Source organism: Dyadobacter linearis (assembly GCF_907165045.1).
Classification (GTDB): Bacteria; Bacteroidota; Bacteroidia; order Cytophagales; family Spirosomataceae; genus Dyadobacter; species Dyadobacter linearis.
In genome coordinates, this window is record NZ_CAJRAU010000002.1 from 705162 (window position 1) to 722355 (window position 17194).

Consider the following 17194-nt stretch of genomic DNA (forward strand, 5'->3'; position numbering starts at 1 on the left):
TTTTAGAAGTTCACTTTTAATCCGGCTGAGAATGTTCTTGGGACAGGATAAGACTCATCGTCATTGTTGAGCTCAGTCCCGCCGCGTACGCCGGCATCAGGGTTATTTCCAGGATATTTCGTGATCAGGAATAGGTTGGCAGCATTGACGAATATGCGCGCGTCAGACAAAATTCCTTTTACTTTCGGGATCGTGTAGCCGATTGTTACGTTTTTGATCCAGGTATGTGTTCCATCGTACACATAACGCTCGCTGCTTTCACGTGACCATTTGAAATAGTCGGTACCACCTTGTGAATTCTTCGCGCCAGGATTTGAACCAGGATTTTGTGGAGATCTCCAACGATCTTTCGCTTTTTCCAATACATTGAACACACCGTCCATATTCATGGTAGATGCTTCAATGTTCCGGTAGATATCGAAATCATAAGCGCCCATGAACAATACGCTCACATCGAAACGCTTGTAGTCAGCAGCAACGGTCCACGCCCAGTTGAATTTAGGGTTCGGGTTACCGATAATGGTCATATCCTTTGTATCGTAAGAAACGATTCCGTCAGGACCGCCATCGGCAGCTCCGTGCAAATCGGCGAATATCATTGCTCCCGGTACTGCACCTTCCTGCAATGGCGCTTTTTTGATCTCTTCCTCTGTATTGAAAATACCCAGTTTACGATATCCGAAGATCATCCCGATTGGCTGTCCAACCTGCTGAATGTTGTAACCGCCGTACTGACTACCTTGAAGAATAAAGTCGTTCTGTCCTCTGATCGCAAGTACCTTGTTTCTGTTCACAGTTACGTTCGCATTGGTACGCAGGTTAACTTTTCCGAGTTTAATGCGGTAGTTAGCTGCAAATTCAACTCCCTGGTTCTGGACTTTACCTAGGTTTTTCAGGGTTGAGGTAAATCCTGAGATCGCTGGAATGCTGTAACCGAGCAACATATCGTCGGTGATCTTTTTGTAGTATTCCAAAGTAAACACAAGGCTGTTATTGAAAGTAGCAAGGTCAAGACCAATGTTCAGCTGGTTTGACTTTTCCCACGACAGCTCTGAGTTAGCGAAACGCGTAACCGTTTTACCGGAAGCGAGTGAGTTACCCAGTACGTAGTTGTTAATTCCAAGGAATGCAAGGCTCGCGTAGTTTCCATCGTCACCCGCATTTTGACCCACACCAAAGTTATTGTTGGCACTAACCGCATAACTGTTGTTACCCGTCATACCCCAGCTTGCGCGCAGTTTCAGATCTGACAACCATGCAGCTTTTGGAATGAAACTCTCTTCCGAGATCCTCCAACCCACAGAAGCCGCAGGGAAGTTACCGAACTGGTGACCTTCGCTGAAACGTGAGCTACCTTCCCGACGGATAGATGCAGAAAGCAAATATTTGTCTTTGAAAGAGTAGTTGGCACGCGCCATGTAACCGATCATCGTCCACGTTCTTTCGATAGAGTTGGAAGAACGGATCGTTGCATTACCCAGGTAAGGGGTCAAATCGTCGGGGAATGTGTTACCACTTCCGTACAGACCTTTCACAGTTTCCTGTTGAGCAGTGTAACCTAATAATGCGTCAAAATGGTGGTTTTCTCCAATGTTCAGATCGTAGGTCAGCAACTGGTCAGTTGCGTAGTTGCGCAATTCCTCAGAATCATCACGAGCTGTGGCGATACGCGGAGGCGCTCCGTTCGCACCTGTCGCAACCGGAAGTCCGATTGTCGACGGAATGTATTCCTTGTACCTGTTATAATTGATCTTGGTATTCAAAGAAGATCTGAATTTCAAACCGGGAAGTATACTCAATTCCACATAACCATTAGCCAGTACATCAGCGATATTCCGGTCGCGGTTGATGTTTTTCAGCATATACAATGGATTAGGGAATCCGAATACATCACCTACACCATTGTAATACGGAATGAGTTCACCTTTTTCATCGTACGCAGGGTAACGCGGATCGGCGATCAGTGTTAACCCAACCTGTGCATTACGTCCGTCCGTACTTGCAAGGCTGGATCTTGAATAGCTACCAGCGATATTCACACCCATTTTAATGAACTTGTTTACATCACCCATCAGGTTAGTACGAAGAGAAGCACGGTCATAATCCGTGTGCTGCAATGCACCCGCTTCTTTGTAATAACCCGCCGAGATCACCGATTTGATCGGGCCTGTACCGGACGAAAGTGTTACGTTCACATCCGTGTAGGGCGCATTGTTATGGAGGATCAGGTCAAACCAGTTGGTAGAATACTTTGTTTGTTCCGGGTTACGGAAGTCAATGGGTATCTCTTCCAATGTCGGGTTCCTTTTGTTGGCCAGCAAGAAGCGACCTTCAAAAACTTCCTTTTTAAACTGGGCGAAATCCTGTCCGTTCAAAACCTTGGTTTTTCTAGATTCAGGCACATTTTGCACACCATAATCAACAGAAACGTTGAGGGAAGTCTTACCTTCTTTTGCGGATTTGGTCGTGATGAGAACAACACCGTTCGAGCCGCGCGCACCATAGATCGCCGTTGATGCTGCATCTTTTAATACAGAAATCGTTTCGATGTCATTTGGGTTGAGGTTTTGACCTACTGAAATACCCACTGGAAAACCGTCGATAACATACAAAGGATCGCTGCCAGCTCCCAAAGAACTGATACCGCGCACCTTCACTTCAAACTGCTGACCAGGGGCACCGCTTTTTTGCTTGATAATCACACCGGCAGCCTGTCCCTGGATCATCCGCGTTACGTTGGACTTCGGTACTTCGCCGATGTCGTCAATATTGATTACAGAAAGCGCCGAGGTAATATCCCGCTTGCGCTGTGTACCATAACCAACTACTACTACTTCTTCAAGCGCCTTGGTATCAACCGCGAGCTGAATGTCGATCGTCGATTGATTTCCGACGGTCACTTCTTTGCTCAGGTAACCCACAAATGAGAACACAAGCACGTTGCTTCCAGATTCCGGAATGTCCAGAGAATACGTTCCATCGGTCGTCGTTACCGTACCCGAGCTGGAACCTTTAAGAATCACACTAACACCCGGAAGTGCAAGCCCCTTATCGTCATTAACCTGGCCTTTCACGGTACGGTCAACGGTAGCATGGGTTGCTGCAATGCGACCAGGCTGGTCAGGTCCGGCGAATGTCGGGCCAGTAAATAAGATACCTACAAACACCTGTGCGAGTACCACTTTCGGGAGTACTTTGAGGCAGGGTTTGTAATTCATTAGTCGAGGTAAATTCATAAGTCTAGGATTTGATTTTAGTTAAACACAGGTCATGACTAACAGGGATTGGTGGTTTTGTCCTTTCTGGCATAGATTGGTGGGTTTGATGGAAAAAAAATGACGCGCTGTATGCATCGGCTGTGGTGCAGAGGAGTTTTGACAAATGCATGATACAGAAGGGATACATATTAGCGCTTACTAAAATAAGTACAATTTTTGATTTGAATTGTACTTATTCTCGAAAAGTATAGTGAAATGCAAAGGGTACTGTCCTGTTCTGTCCGGTAAAAACCAAAAAGTGTATGAAAGGAACAATTAATATAATTTGCCCACGAAATATGTTTACAGGCACTCATAGATGCCGTTTTGATTGACTAACTTTAACGGGTCTAAAGCCCTGTATCAGACGCCTATGAATTGCTCTCTACTCCGAAACCTCTTAATTCTAACACTGTTAATTAACCTGTCATTTCATGCTGTCGGCAATCACATTGTCGGAGGCGAGTTGCAGATGAATAAGACGAGTGTGGCTAATACCTTCGAGATCCGGCTTATTCAGTTTTGGGATACCAATGGACTGGTTATTCCTAGCCCCAATAATGGCGGTAACAGGGACGACAACGCTGATATTTATATTTATCAGAAAAGCAATAACCGGTTGATGGGCAACTTGCGGGTCGGTTTTCGTTCCTCGGAACTCGTCGCATTTCAAAACAGGGCCTGTGCTACGAGCCGGGCGCTTAGTGTGTCAGTCGGTGTCTACACAGGTACACTAAGACTAGATCCCACGGAATATTCAGATGCGGGAGGCTATTATATGGTATGGGAAAGGTGCTGCCGCAATGCGGATATTGATAACATAATAGGCCCCGGAGAAAACGGGACTGTTTTTTATCTTGAATTTCCTCCCCTTTCGCTACCCAATTCTTCCCCTTCTTTTGTTGTTCCCAACGGTCAATACATTTGTGCGAACCGCCCATTTTCGATGAATATGAGCGCGACCGATGCAGATGGAGACGAATTACGCTATTCGCTGGTGAACCCGATGCGCGGTTCAACAACACCGGAAGAACCCTTTGGAACGATCGCGCCAGTAAGGCCCTACCCGCTCGTGACCTGGACGAATTCAATATCTCTCACGAACGTGATTCCCGGACCAAGTCCGTTGCGTATTTCCAATGCCGGTATATTAACCGTCACTGCGGGCAGTATTGGGCTGTATGTTTTTGCGATCCAGGTGGAAGAATTTCGGAATGGTAAACTGATTGGTTTCGTCCGGCGGGACTTTCAGCTACTCGTGATCGATTGCAATGGCGACCAGCCTGCCCAGCCTATCATCATGCACAACGATCTGCCCGCAGGTGAAATTACATTCTGTCCGGAAAGTCCGATACAACTGAAAACTGAGGCTTCGCAGGATTGGTCTTATCAGTGGCAGCTGAATGGTTTGAATATTCCCGGCGCTACCGGTGCAAGTATCATGGTTAAAGATTCAGGAACGTATTCCGTTATCAAGAGCTATACTAAAAAATGCTCCCGGGATACAACTTCTCAAATGGTAAAAGCCGGCTTTTCGAAACCGATCGAAGCAATCATTTCTTCGGATCAGGATGTATTGTGTGCTGGACAAACGATGATCCTGCTGGCGAATGGCGGATCTATATTGAACGGAGAGAAACTCACCTGGGCGAAAGACAATGCAAACCTTGCGGCTACGGACCCGGCTTTGGAGATATCAGAACCGGGCACTTATAAAATCGTCATTACGAATGAAAATGCGGGCTGTCAGGGAATCGATACACTTGCGATCAGTGAGGAAGACCTGCTGGTTTCGCTGCCGGAAAGAAAGGGGCTCCTGGAAGGTTCGCGGACTACGCTTGCACCGATATTATTGCCGCCTAATGGAAACCATAGCTTTGAATGGTCGCCGCCTTACGGATTACTGTCTGACCCAACTGGTAAGGATGCGACTGTCGGGCCGTTTTTAGATACTACGTATGTCCTGACGGTCACCACTGCGAATGGGTGCGTTTTTCAGGATTCTACCCACGTTTACGTGATTGACAAGATGCATATTCCAACTGCCTTCTCGCCTGATAACGATGGGCGCAACGATACTTTCGAAATATTCAATGCAAAGGATCAGATCGTCGAAGTACGGATTTATAATCGCTGGGGTACGTTGATCTATCTCTCCTCTGGCTACACTACACCGTGGAATGGTACTTATAAAGAAGCGCCGCTGCCCGCTGGTAGCTATCCTTATGTGATAAAAACAGTCGATCGAGATCTAACCGGAACAGTGATGCTTCTCAAGTGACATTTGTAATGCCTGCCTAAGCTTCGTTGAATTCCTTAAAAGTACCGTCGGTATAAAAGACTATGATCTTCGCAACCTTCTGTTCAGGTGTGATGATTGTTGCCGGCCGGGACTGCGCTACTTCTTTACTGGCGTTTGTTGCGACTATTTTTCTCGCTGCTGTGGGCGTTGGTGTAGTTGCCAATTCTGGCAGGTCATTTTCGTCCAGTATCCAGTCCAATCCTAATTCCGGAAAACGTTTCACAATTTTTTGCACCATTTCCAGACTAGGCTTATTTCGCCCCGCCAATATATGTGACATACTCGATCGCTGTACACCAATCTCATCAGCGAATATCGAGGGCGAAATCGCTTTATCCGTCAGTATTTGCTTTATTTTATCGCTTAAATTCATAATTGTAAATTTAATACACAAACGTAAATTAACATATAATATACAAATGTAACATTGTCGCTTCTGTCTAACAAGTACAAATGTAAATTACCCAAAAGAACGAAAAAAATGCGGCACCTGGGCACCGCATTTAGTTGATTAGATTAAATAAGCTTTTTAGATAGCGACCTGATTGTCTCTCAGGGCGTCATTTAGCGACGTTTTCAAATCGGTACTTGGTTTACGCTTACCAATGATTAATGCGCAAGGAACGTGATAAGTACCAGCAGCGAATTCCTTTGGAAGCATTCCTGGAATCACAACAGAGTCTTCTGGAACAAAACCTTTGTATTCAACTGGTTCAGAACCAGTAACATCGATAATCTTAGAACTGCCGGTTATTGTCACGCCAGCTCCGAGCACAGCTCTCTTACCCACGTGAGCACCTTCCACTACAATACATCTTGAACCTATAAATGCACCGTCTTCAATTATAACAGGCGCAGCTTGTACTGGTTCCAGCACCCCTCCTATTCCTACTCCGCCACTTAAATGTACGTTTTTCCCGATCTGCGCACAGCTTCCCACAGTCGCCCAGGTGTCGACCATTGTTCCTTCATCTATGTACGCGCCAATGTTGACATACGACGGCATTAATATTACACCCTTGGAAATATAGGCACCGTATCTCGCCACAGCCGGAGGTACTACACGAACGCCCAATTGCTCGTACCCCGTTTTTAGTTTCATCTTGTCGTGATACTCGAAAATGCCCAATTCAGTAGTTTTCATTTGCTGAATTGGGAAATAGAGAATGATCGCTTTTTTTAGCGCTTGGTTAACTAACCAAGTCCCGTCAGGCTGCGGCTCAGCTACCCGAAGTCTGCCTTTGTCAACTTCTTCAATAAGATCTGAGATATAGCTTTTTGCCTTCTCTTCTTTCAAAAGCTCTCTGTTGTTCCAGTAGTTTTCAATTGTTTCCTCAATACTCATGTTAAAGCAATAGATTAATGTATATTATTTAAAGTACTTATTTTCAGTCTGTTAGGTGAATTAATAAAATAAAATTCGTTAAACAAAACCAGGTGTGAGAAATACGCGGACGGAACCGAGAAAAGCCTCACAGCAACAGACGATGACGCAATATAAGACATGGATAACGAAACAAACAATAGATTAAATAAGATATTCGCCAATAATTGGTACTATCAATATTAGTAAAAAAATAGAAATACTAATCAATTTGGCGTGCAGGAATTTAACTAAAATTAGTAGTATATCTCTTGGGAGCCGTTTAAACCGCATTATTACCGTCTATTTCGTGCAAATACCCTCATTTTTGTTATTTTTGCATTGAATTAACCAATCAAATAAGATATGTCTACAGTTAAAGTCGCAATCAATGGTTTCGGCCGCATCGGTCGCCTTGTATATCGCCAGATATACAATATGGAAGGTATTGAGATAGTTGCCATAAATGATCTAACGAGCCCAAAGGTGCTTGCTCACCTTCTTAAATATGATACCGCACAAGGTCGTTTCGACGCCGAAGTTAAATCAACTGAAAACTCAGTAACCGTCAACGGCGAAAATATTGTGATCTACGCACAGCGTGACCCATCACAAATTCCCTGGGGCTCACATGATGTTGATGTTGTTCTTGAATGTACAGGATTTTTCACAAGCCAGGAATCAGCAAGCGCTCACATCAAAGCTGGCGCGAAGAAAGTAGTTATCTCTGCTCCTGCAACCGGCGATTTGAAAACTATCGTTTTCAACGTTAACCATAATATTCTTGATGGCTCTGAAACAATCATCAGCGGCGCGTCTTGTACTACCAACTGTCTTGCTCCAATGGCGCAGGTTTTGGAAGAAAAATTCGGTATTGTGAACGGTTTGATGACGACGATTCACGCATACACCAACGATCAGAATACACAGGATTCTCCTCACGCAAAAGGCGATTTGAGAAGAGCTCGTGCAGCTGCACAGAACATCGTTCCAAACAGTACTGGTGCCGCAAAAGCGATTGGTCTTGTGTTGCCTTCTTTGAAAGGTAAATTGGACGGTTCTGCCCAACGCGTACCTACCTTGACAGGTTCATTGACTGAATTGACTGTAATTCTTGGCAAAGAAACTTCTGTTGAAGAGATTAATGCAGCCATGAAAGCAGCTTCAAACGAAAGTTACGGATATACAGAAGATGAGATCGTAAGCAGCGATATTATCGGTATCAGCTACGGCTCATTGTTTGACGCAACGCAAACAAGAGTTCAGAAAGTTGGTGATACACAACTAGTTAGGACTGTAAGCTGGTACGACAATGAGATGTCATACGTTTCACAGCTGGTAAGAACAGTGTATTACTTTGCGAGCCTGATCGGAAAATAATATATTGAAGTACTTGAAATTGATGGAAAGCCGCTGGTCGAAAGACCGGCGGCTTTTATATTAGCTGGGTTTTTATGTATTTAATACTGTAACCCTTTTTCGTGAATATTGACTCATAGTGCGTCTTCACGCCATAATGCTCGTCGAGCAACGGCGACTGATAAAGATCGTCGGTATGTTCAAGTATCTTGTACCGGCTTGTATTACTGATTGTTTCCAGGGTGTATTCATACAAGAAAGTACTATCCGTTTTTAAACAGAACAGCCCGCCTGGCCGGATGAATTCAGCGTACTTACACAGAAAGTTGGGATTTGTCAGTCTTTTATTCTCGTCCCTTTCACGAACTTGCGGATCTGGGTGAATAAGCCAGATCTCATCCAGCTCGTTTTCAGCAAAGAATTCGTGCGAATATTGAATGCCGCCTCTCAGAAAAGCTACGTTATTCAAACCATATTCAGTAGCAACCGCGCTTCCTCTTGCAATTCGGTCGCCTTTGATGTCCATTCCGATGAAATTCTTTTCCGGAAACTTCTGACCAAGGCCAACTGTATATTCTCCTTTTCCACAAGCCAGCTCAACCACGATCGGGTTACTATTTTGAAAATAGACCTCGTTCCATTTTCCTTTAATTTGCTCGTAGAGCGGCTTTCCTGCTTCGATTACATTCGCTGCCTGCGCACTGAAATTGTAATGATGTAATTTTCTCCTTGTCATTCAAATAAACACTATAATTGGTCGAGGTCAGCCACAATGAATGTACTGCCTCCTACGTAAATAATATCTGTTGGGTCTGAATCATTCACTGCTTGCTTCAACGCCACATTTACATCTAAAAACACCTCTCCTTGTAAACCGTGCTCCAATGCCGCAAAGGCTAGTTCCGACGCATCGAGAGCTCTCAAATTGCCAGGTTGACAAAAGTAATAAACCGCTTCGAGCGGAAGAAGCTTCAGTATCGCACTGATATCCTTATCCTTTACAAATCCGATAACGAACCGAAGATTCTTATGTGGGAGACTTGTAAACTGCGCGATCGTCTCGCTTAAACCACCTACATTATGAGCAGTATCACACACTACTAAAGGCTGATCGCCTATTTTTTGCCAGCGACCTTTCAACCCGGTAAGAGGAACAACTTGGCTGAGTGCAGCACGAACTGCCTCCGGTGGGATATTCCAACCCTCTGATTTTAAGACATCCCGCGCTGTCAAGACCCCTGCCAAATTTCGTAACTGATACGAACCGGTCAGGTCTAAACGTAAGTCCTCACGCTCAGTGATTTCGGAACCCAGTCTCTCTGCGTTGACGATCATTTTACCGTCATCCACCCAAATGCTTTCAGTAAGATATTGCTGAGAGCCGAATGTAATCGGGGCTTCGAGAGAAGATGCTTTATTGATGAACACATTGGCAATATTCTCCTCTTGGTATTCGCTGATCACTACCGGGACTTTTTCCTTGATAATACCCGCTTTCTCTGCCGCTATCTCCGGAAGGGTATTACCCAGAAATTGGGTGTGATCCAAACTTACATTGGTGATTACCGATAAAATTGGCGTGATTACATTAGTAGAATCAAGACGTCCGCCCATCCCAACCTCAACCACAGCGATATCAACCTGATGATCTCTGAAATAGCTAAATGCCATTGCAACTGTTACTTCAAAGAAAGAAGGATCTAATCTATCAATGTTAGATTCTATATCGTTGGTAAATTCAACTACGAATTCTTCGGTGATGGGCGCTCCGTTTATCCTGATCCTTTCTCTAAAATCCTTTAAATGGGGGGAAGTATAAAGCCCGACCTTGTAGCCGGATTGTTGTAAAATAGCCGCAAGCATATGCGAGGTGCTCCCCTTCCCGTTTGTTCCGCCAACATGAATAATGGGGTAAGCTTTCTCAGGATTTCCAAGTGATTTGCACAGCTCCTGGGTAGTAAAAAGGCCCGGCTTAAAGGCACGGGCTCCAATGTTCTGAAATACGGGCAATCTGCTGTACAGATATTCCAGCGTCTCCTGGTAAGTCATTTGCTTATTTAGACCGGATTTTAAAGGTAAGCGTTCCAACAGATTCGTCCGGAACATTCGCCGATTTTGGAATAAAGGTCAATTCTCTCACGGCACTTTTATATTTGTTCACCACTGCATAATCCGTGACAGTAGTGCTCGCCGTGACTATGTTCTTGACGCGACCGTTTTTATCCACTGTAATCTTGAAAGTAATATCACCGGTAGCATCCGAATTATCGTCTACAACTGGTCTTCTTGACCAGCTCCACCCAGATAGGCTTAACCCTACCGCAGTGCCGCCACCGCCTCCTTCTCCTTTATAAGTTTTTGCAAACAGGCTTCCTGTTTTAGAACCTTTGTCACCTACACCTTCCGCATCGTCCCCATTATTGTTCCCGCCTACTCCGCTTTGCGTTCCATTTGTTCCATTACTGCCTGACTTACTGCCTGAGGATTTGGTAAACAATGCATCTCTATTAACGGGCTTCTCAGGAGCTGGCTTCGAAACAGGTGCAGAAGCGCTTTCCGCTCCGGTTGATTTTTTAACGTCAGCCTTTTCCGGCGCTTCTACCGGGCTCTCCTGCTTTGAAGCAATAACGGGCTTCTCTGCAACCGTTTTTGTAGGCTTAGGCGACTCTATTTTAGGTGGCGTCGGAGGTGTTGGTTTTGGAGTTGATACCGATTTCACCTTTTTAACTTCATCTGCATCGGCACGCATATTCTGCGCGACCTTACTATCATTTGGCTTATTGAAAGTTTGAATATCTCCTTTTCCAACCTTGTCGGTCCCGTAGTTGACCTCCACAAAAAGCTCCATCGGCTCTACCTTGGGCATTGAGCTGCTCAGGCGGATAAAAAAGAATATCGCGAGCATAGCCGCCGTGATCCCAAAGGACCAGGCCCAGGAAACAGCAATTCTTTGGCGATCTTCTGCTTGTAATGTGACCATTTTACGCTATTTATAATTTCCTCGAAAACGTAAATTTAACAAATTTCGTATGCAACGAAAAAGGAAGCTTTCGCTTCCTCTCGGTATTACAGATTCTTTTTCTTTGACTTATAAACCCAGCCAGGCTGGCCGATAACCGATTTCAGTTTGGCCGAAGCGCGATAGGCTTCTTTTTCAGTATTATAGACGCTAGTGGCAACTTTAACTTTCGTGCTGTACTTATCGCCGGGGATGATCAGTGCTTCTTCGAATCCTTTCGCCTTTAAATCTTCCAGCAGAACCTTTGCCTGTCTCGGCCCTTTAAATGCGCCTGCAACAACATAAAATTTCGACGTCGTGGCAACTATCGGAGCAGCTGCAATTGGTTCAGGTGCTGCGGTAGTTGCAGCAGTACCAGCTGAGTCGGTTGTCGGAGTTAGTATTTTTACGGCAGCTTCGGGAACAACGTTAGTCGGTTCAACTACGATAGTCTCAGCTTCTTTTACCGGCGCTTTCTCTACTTTTTCAGTTTTGGCAAAAAGCTCTGTAAACGGATTCAATGTACTTTGAATATCCCGGTTATCTGAATTGACCATAAAAAAGCTCAGTCCGCAAAGCAAGCCGGTAACTACCGCAGCGGCTACCCAGCGAACCCAATTCACCGAACGCACATTGTCTTCGTCACCTGCAAGTACCTCCACTTCCTCCTCGACTGCATATTGATCTGCAATAGCTTTGGCCGCAACTACTTTGTTAAAGTGCTTTACCTTGATTTTCTCGAAACCGTACCATTCGTCTTTGAAGTACTTCTCTGTCTTCGGTTCAAAAACAAGCTTTCCCTCTATATTCTTCTCAAATTCACCAACTCCCGGAATTGTAGCTTGTCCATTTGCTTCCAATGTCGAACGCAACTGATCAGTAAATCGCTTTACAAAATCGACCGCTTCTGTATGTGACCATTTTTCCTGCCTTGAAATGTAATTTGCCAACAGGCCGTCATCCAATTTAAGATATTCATTAAAGGCCAGCTTCTTCGCAGGAGGCGAGAAGAGACCCGAGCTTTTGTCGTAAGTAGCCGGAATGTGATGGGAAATAAGGGCCCCGAATCCCGGAATAATTACAAACTCGTATTCAGTAATGAGTTTTCTTAAAACGTTTTCAACGGCGATCATGAAGCACTTTTTGAAGTTAACTCGACGAAGTTAAAAAGAAAATGACAATCCTCCAATAAAGTTCAGACCCTGCTGCGGGTAGTACTGATAGCGTTGATATTGCTTGCCAAACACATTGTTCAGTGACACAAATGCAGAGAAGTTCTTGGTTAACAGGTAGTCTATCTTGAAATTCAGGTCAGCGATCACCGGTAATTTCGTCACTACTCCGCTCTGGAAATTTTTCGCTTTTAATCCCCTCAGCATATAAAAATCGGCAGTTACAAATAGCTTTTTGCTGATCGTAAGTGCATTGAACCAGTTAATCGTTAAGTCCGGCCGGTGCCAGGCTTCCTCCACACTTCCCATTGCGTAATCAAAGAAATTCGCTTTCAGAGAAGTTTTAAATGCATCGTTGAAGTTATAGCCAGCCTGTGCCGAAATGGTTAATACCTTTGTTTTCCCAGTATCGTAAATGATCGAAAACCTTGACGTATCCACCAATGAATTGTTGAAATTGTAAAAGTTGCGGTAGCTCGTATAAGCTACTTTACCCTCGTAATTAAATCCGCCGGCAACTTCTCCCTTCACACCACCGCTAATCTCTGAGGTCTTTTCTGAGTTTACGATCAAAGCATTCGGTCCCAACCACTGATTTTCACTCAACATACTTCTCAACGTATTTCTTACGATATCACCATTCCAGCCAGCAAAGATATGCAGGCCAGGCAAGGGAGTTACATCCACATTCAATGCAGGAAATGCCTTTGTTTTATTGATTTTTAATTCACTATCCGTGTCATTAACAACGTTAAGTCCGGCCGAAACCGTGAATGCCTCTGTTACATATTTGAATGTGGGCTTCACCCGAAAAAGATTCCGTTGGTAAGTAAACATATCAATGCGCTGCGAAAGAAACGCATCGGCTTCAAGCAAAGCATAGAAACTTTCAGAAATGGGCACGGAGGCCATTAATTTTGTGCCCCAATCCAATTCCGAGGCGCTATAACGGTCACGCAGCGAGTTCAGGCTGGTTTTAACAGAATAATCGACGAGTACCGATGCATCCGTATTTTCGAAGCCAAGATTTACACCAAACTGATTGACCGTCTGTCTGATCGTGTCGCGGTCAACCATAACGCCCTCAGGTTGCGGCTGATATCCGTAGAAATAGTAATTCTTCCGGTCATATTCCAGATTCGCCTCAACCTTGTAGGTACTGCGAATGTATTTGCCACCCAATTTAATATTGGTAGCAGCATTTGCCGAGTTCTTTCCGTCAACCGGCCCATTTGCAGCAGATAAGTGCTTTAACTGAGTAGTAAACGCGAGGTCTTCCGAAGGACGCCCACCTACAAACGCTTCTCCCAGAAACCGGCCGTAATTACCGCCTCCCAGCTTTACATAGTTATTAAGCACATCTTTCTCCTCATTCTTTTTCTCATCGGTCGAAGCCGCTACTGACGGTGTTAGCTTCGGCGAGGATATATTAATCTTTGGATCAATAATCTCATAGTTAACCTTGGTTTTGCCGGTCTCGCCCTTAATAGGCTGCACTTTATCAAAAACGCGATTAGCCGGAGCAAACTCAATGCTCTTTTCTTTAACGATCTCGTAAGTTTGGCTTTCAATTTCTCCTCTTTGCGCAAATGCATATTTTGCAACAAATACAGAGGCAAGAGAAAGCAGGGCAATTTTTGATGCTTGGATTCTAATCATCAGTATGAATATTTTCTGTTAATCGACGGGGTGAATTACTTTAACTTCTCGATCTGCGTCAGCTTTTCCTTCGCCAGCTCAACTGCTTCTTTATCATCTGAATTTTCGATGATCGAATTGAGCGTAGCCTTTGCCTGTCCGATCTCATTTAAACCTGCATACACATCAGCCAGCAGGATGAAAGATCTGGCGCGCCAGAAATCAAAACCTTCAAATGCTTTTCCCAGCTCAATAATCGCTGTTTCCGCCTCCTTGTATTTCTTTTGTTTAAAAAGCACCATCGCATTCCAGTAGCTGGCCTCAGCTCCAAATTCATCTTTGGAAGAGTTGGCTACCTTCTTAAATTCCTCCGCCGCTTTACCAAGATCACCTTTTTCATAAGGAACTTTGCCTAAATACAACTGCGCTTTACCGACCCCACCAGGAACCACATTACCTACATTGATAACCTCTTTGGCGTAATACAAAGTGGAATCGTAGCTTTTCAATGTATAATAAGTGTCCATCAAGCCGATCCAAGCTTGCGTCTGTTCCTTTTTGTTTTCGGAATTACGGAGCAGTACGCGGAAATTGGTAACTGCATTATTAAAGTTGCCTCGTCCAATTTCGAGCTCCGCCGAGCGCTGTGCGGAAGCGGCTACAAACGTGGACCGGTTTTCCTGCACAACCAGACTATAAGCCTGCAATGCTTCATTTACCCGACCCAACTTATCGTAAGACGATGCGATGAAGTAACTAGCGTCATACTTATGCTTGCTCGCAGGATAACTGGATTGAAATGCCTGCAATGCCTGAATCGCATTTTCATATTTCTCGGCATAATAGAGGTTCCTGACATTGTCAAATTCCACCTCTTCCAGTTTCTCGTTCCCTGGATTGTTCTTGCGGACCACACCGAGCACTTGCGTAAATTCCTCCGGCCGCCCAACCGCAGTATAGCTTTCCTGGATACCTTCCAGCGCGCTGCTAGCAGAAGGAGAATCTGAATATTCTGTCAGGATCTTTCTAAAATCGACAATCGCCTGTTCGTACACTTGTAAGTTGTAATACGACTGCGCGCGACGTAGCAACGCTGCCGGGATCATAAAGCTCTTCGGTGCCTCATTGATCATCCTGGTAAATCCTTTTACAGCTGCCGAGTAGCTCTGATTTTGAAAATCAATATCGGCCATCTGAAAATACGCATCGTCGATATAGCGGGAATTCTTGTATTGAGTTACTACCATCTCAAACTGCTTACGTGCTTCCGCCTCGCGGTTCATATAAACGTAAGCCCGGCCTTTTTGGAAGATCGCGTAATCCTTATCCACTTTTCCCTTCGACGCAACCTGCTCGTAGGTCCGGATCGCTTCGTTGTAATTTTTCGCCGCCAGGTAACAGTCCGCCAGACGTGAATGCGCATCTTCGATCATTTGCGCATCCATTCCTTCTATATTGTTTGTGAATTCCTTGAAGTAAGGCAATGCTTGAGCATATTTCTTTTGGTTGTAATAAATGTAGCCCAATGCGTACAAGCTCTTCTTAGCATAAATCCCTGCTTTCGGGTTTTTGGAGATTTGCTGGTAAAGCGCCGCCGCCTCGTCAATCTTTTTCAAACCATACACTGACTCCGCCTTGTAATAAGTTGCCGACGTATGAATTTCCGGGTCGATCGGGACTTTAAGTGATTTGTCAAACATCACAACTGCCTCTGCAAACTTCTCCTGATTGAAATCCGCTACTCCTTGGTTGAATGTCAAGCGCTGGTAGGTACCATTTATTTTAGTATTCCTTGTTTGGAGCCCCTCAACATATTTTATCGCTCCTGCGCTATTGCTCGAATTTGCATAACCTTCGGCAATAAGTTCAGTCGCCTCTTCCTTGTGCTTGCTCTGAGGGAATTTAGCAATGAATCCGGTAAACTCCTTTACTGCCTCCTGGTTGTTGCCTGTTTCCAACTGCACTTTTGCGTGGTTGTAAGACGCTTCTTCCTGCACTACATCGTTGAAGTCTAACCGTGATGCATTGTCGAATGATGTTAAAGCATTACTTAAAGCATTAGTCTTTAAGTAGCTGATTCCTAGCAGATAAGATGCGTACTGCGAAACAGAATCCTTGCCTGTTGCAACTGGCTTTAATGTCGTTATTGTAGCTTCATAATTATTGCTTCGGAACTGCGAATGTCCGTAATGCAATGCAACTGCGGGCGGCATCGTGCCTGGCCGCATACGCTTATATCTATCGTATGCTTTAACTGCCGCTGCGTAATCCCCTTTTTCATAATATACCTCTGCCACGTAGAGTGCAACGTCATCCAACTTAGTATTGCCGCGCTGCTGTCCCAGGATCTTCTCTCCATACTGTGTCAACTGGTCAAACTCTTTCAGCTGATACATGGATGAAATGATCCAGTTAGGCGCTTCATTTTTATAGTAAGGATGCTCCTCCACCCGCCGGAAATCTTCCAGTGCTGCACTGAAATTATTTTTTTGGTAATTGATAACACCAGCATAAAAAGATGCATCCCCTGAATTAGTAAAGGACACATCATTCTTAACCTGATTAAATAACGGCAAAGCCAGGTCCGGCTGCTGCGTGTTGTAATAGGACATTGCTAGCTGGTACGCGCTCTCCGACCGGGAACTTCCCGAAGCAGGTGTCTGCACCGCCTTTTCCAGGTAGGTAATCGCTTTTTCGTGGTTACCGGCATTGTAATAATAACGGCCGAGATCACCATAAACCTGTTGCGCTTTGGGATGCTCTGCGTGATTCTTTACAAAGCGATCTACCTGAACCTCTGCCTCAGGGTAATTCAGGTATAAACCCGTGACGGCCACATAATATTCAGCTGTCACCTTATTATAGTCGCTTGTACTCAGCAACTTATCCTGTGTATTTAAGAACTCGCCGAATTCCTGCCTGGCCGCGACGTAGTTAGACTTCTCATAATATTCAAGCCCGTTCCTGAAATGAGCTTCGGGCTCGGTGATACTGAGCGTGTTTTGAGCTGATACATAAGTTGTACCCGCACTTAAAAGCAATCCGAGCGCCGAAGCGCTGCATTTTAATACCATAGAAGCTGAGTTGGTGGATTTTTGAATTATT

11 protein-coding genes are annotated in these 17194 nt (G+C 44.8%); 2 read left to right on the plus strand and 9 right to left on the minus strand.

Annotated features, from left to right (window positions below; translation table 11 throughout):
- Positions 1 to 2: 2 nt before the first annotated feature.
- Positions 3 to 3236 (minus strand): SusC/RagA family TonB-linked outer membrane protein, encoded by a 3234-nt coding sequence (locus KOD92_RS08985; protein ID WP_229254604.1) that lies wholly within the window; start codon positions 3234 to 3236, stop codon positions 3 to 5.
- Between the two features lie 493 nt (positions 3237 to 3729).
- On the opposite strand from KOD92_RS08985, the gene KOD92_RS08990 reads away from it, so the two are divergent.
- A complete protein-coding gene (locus KOD92_RS08990) occupies positions 3730 to 5538 on the plus strand; it encodes a gliding motility-associated C-terminal domain-containing protein (RefSeq protein ID WP_229254605.1) in 1809 nt (602 codons plus the stop codon).
- Between the two features lie 16 nt (positions 5539 to 5554).
- On the opposite strand, the gene KOD92_RS08995 is transcribed toward KOD92_RS08990, so the two are convergent.
- Both KOD92_RS08995 and KOD92_RS09000 read right to left on the minus strand, forming a co-directional pair.
- The gene (locus KOD92_RS08995; protein WP_215233205.1) at positions 5555 to 5932 is read right to left on the minus strand and encodes a helix-turn-helix transcriptional regulator; all 378 of its coding nucleotides are present in this window, start codon (positions 5930 to 5932) and stop codon (positions 5555 to 5557) included.
- 156 nt (positions 5933 to 6088) lie between these two features.
- Entirely contained in the window at positions 6089 to 6904 is an 816-nt protein-coding gene (locus tag KOD92_RS09000; protein WP_215233206.1) for a 2,3,4,5-tetrahydropyridine-2,6-dicarboxylate N-succinyltransferase, read from the minus strand.
- A 384-nt stretch (positions 6905 to 7288) separates the two neighbouring features.
- Here KOD92_RS09000 and gap point away from each other — a divergent pair, with 384 nt between their 5' ends.
- Positions 7289 to 8302, plus strand: a complete 1014-nt coding sequence (gene gap, locus KOD92_RS09005) for a type I glyceraldehyde-3-phosphate dehydrogenase (protein WP_215233207.1) — start codon at positions 7289 to 7291, stop codon at positions 8300 to 8302.
- Positions 8303 to 8357: 55 nt separating this feature from the next.
- Here gap and trmB read toward each other — a convergent pair whose 3' ends face one another.
- The 6 genes from trmB to KOD92_RS09035 all read right to left on the minus strand — a co-directional run bounded on the left by trmB (position 8358) and on the right by KOD92_RS09035 (position 17163).
- Entirely contained in the window at positions 8358 to 9017 is a 660-nt protein-coding gene (gene trmB, locus KOD92_RS09010) for a tRNA (guanosine(46)-N7)-methyltransferase TrmB (protein WP_215233208.1), read from the minus strand.
- 11 nt (positions 9018 to 9028) lie between these two features.
- Complete coding sequence (locus KOD92_RS09015) at positions 9029 to 10330, minus strand: bifunctional folylpolyglutamate synthase/dihydrofolate synthase (protein ID WP_215233209.1); 1302 nt, start codon at positions 10328 to 10330, stop codon at positions 9029 to 9031.
- A 4-nt stretch (positions 10331 to 10334) separates the two neighbouring features.
- Positions 10335 to 11261, minus strand: coding sequence for a hypothetical protein (locus tag KOD92_RS09020; protein WP_215233210.1), 927 nt, complete (start codon positions 11259 to 11261; stop codon positions 10335 to 10337).
- A gap of 86 nt (positions 11262 to 11347) precedes the next feature.
- Complete coding sequence (locus tag KOD92_RS09025; RefSeq protein ID WP_215233211.1) at positions 11348 to 12412, minus strand: HU domain-containing protein; 1065 nt, start codon at positions 12410 to 12412, stop codon at positions 11348 to 11350.
- A 30-nt stretch (positions 12413 to 12442) separates the two neighbouring features.
- On the minus strand, positions 12443 to 14110 hold the full coding sequence (locus tag KOD92_RS09030; RefSeq protein ID WP_215233212.1) for a TonB-dependent receptor: 1668 nt from the start codon (positions 14108 to 14110) through the stop codon (positions 12443 to 12445).
- A 35-nt stretch (positions 14111 to 14145) separates the two neighbouring features.
- Positions 14146 to 17163 carry a tetratricopeptide repeat protein gene (locus KOD92_RS09035; protein ID WP_215233213.1) on the minus strand — a complete coding sequence of 1006 codons (3018 nt, stop codon included), beginning with the start codon at positions 17161 to 17163 and terminating at the stop codon, positions 14146 to 14148.
- Positions 17164 to 17194: the final 31 nt, after the last annotated feature.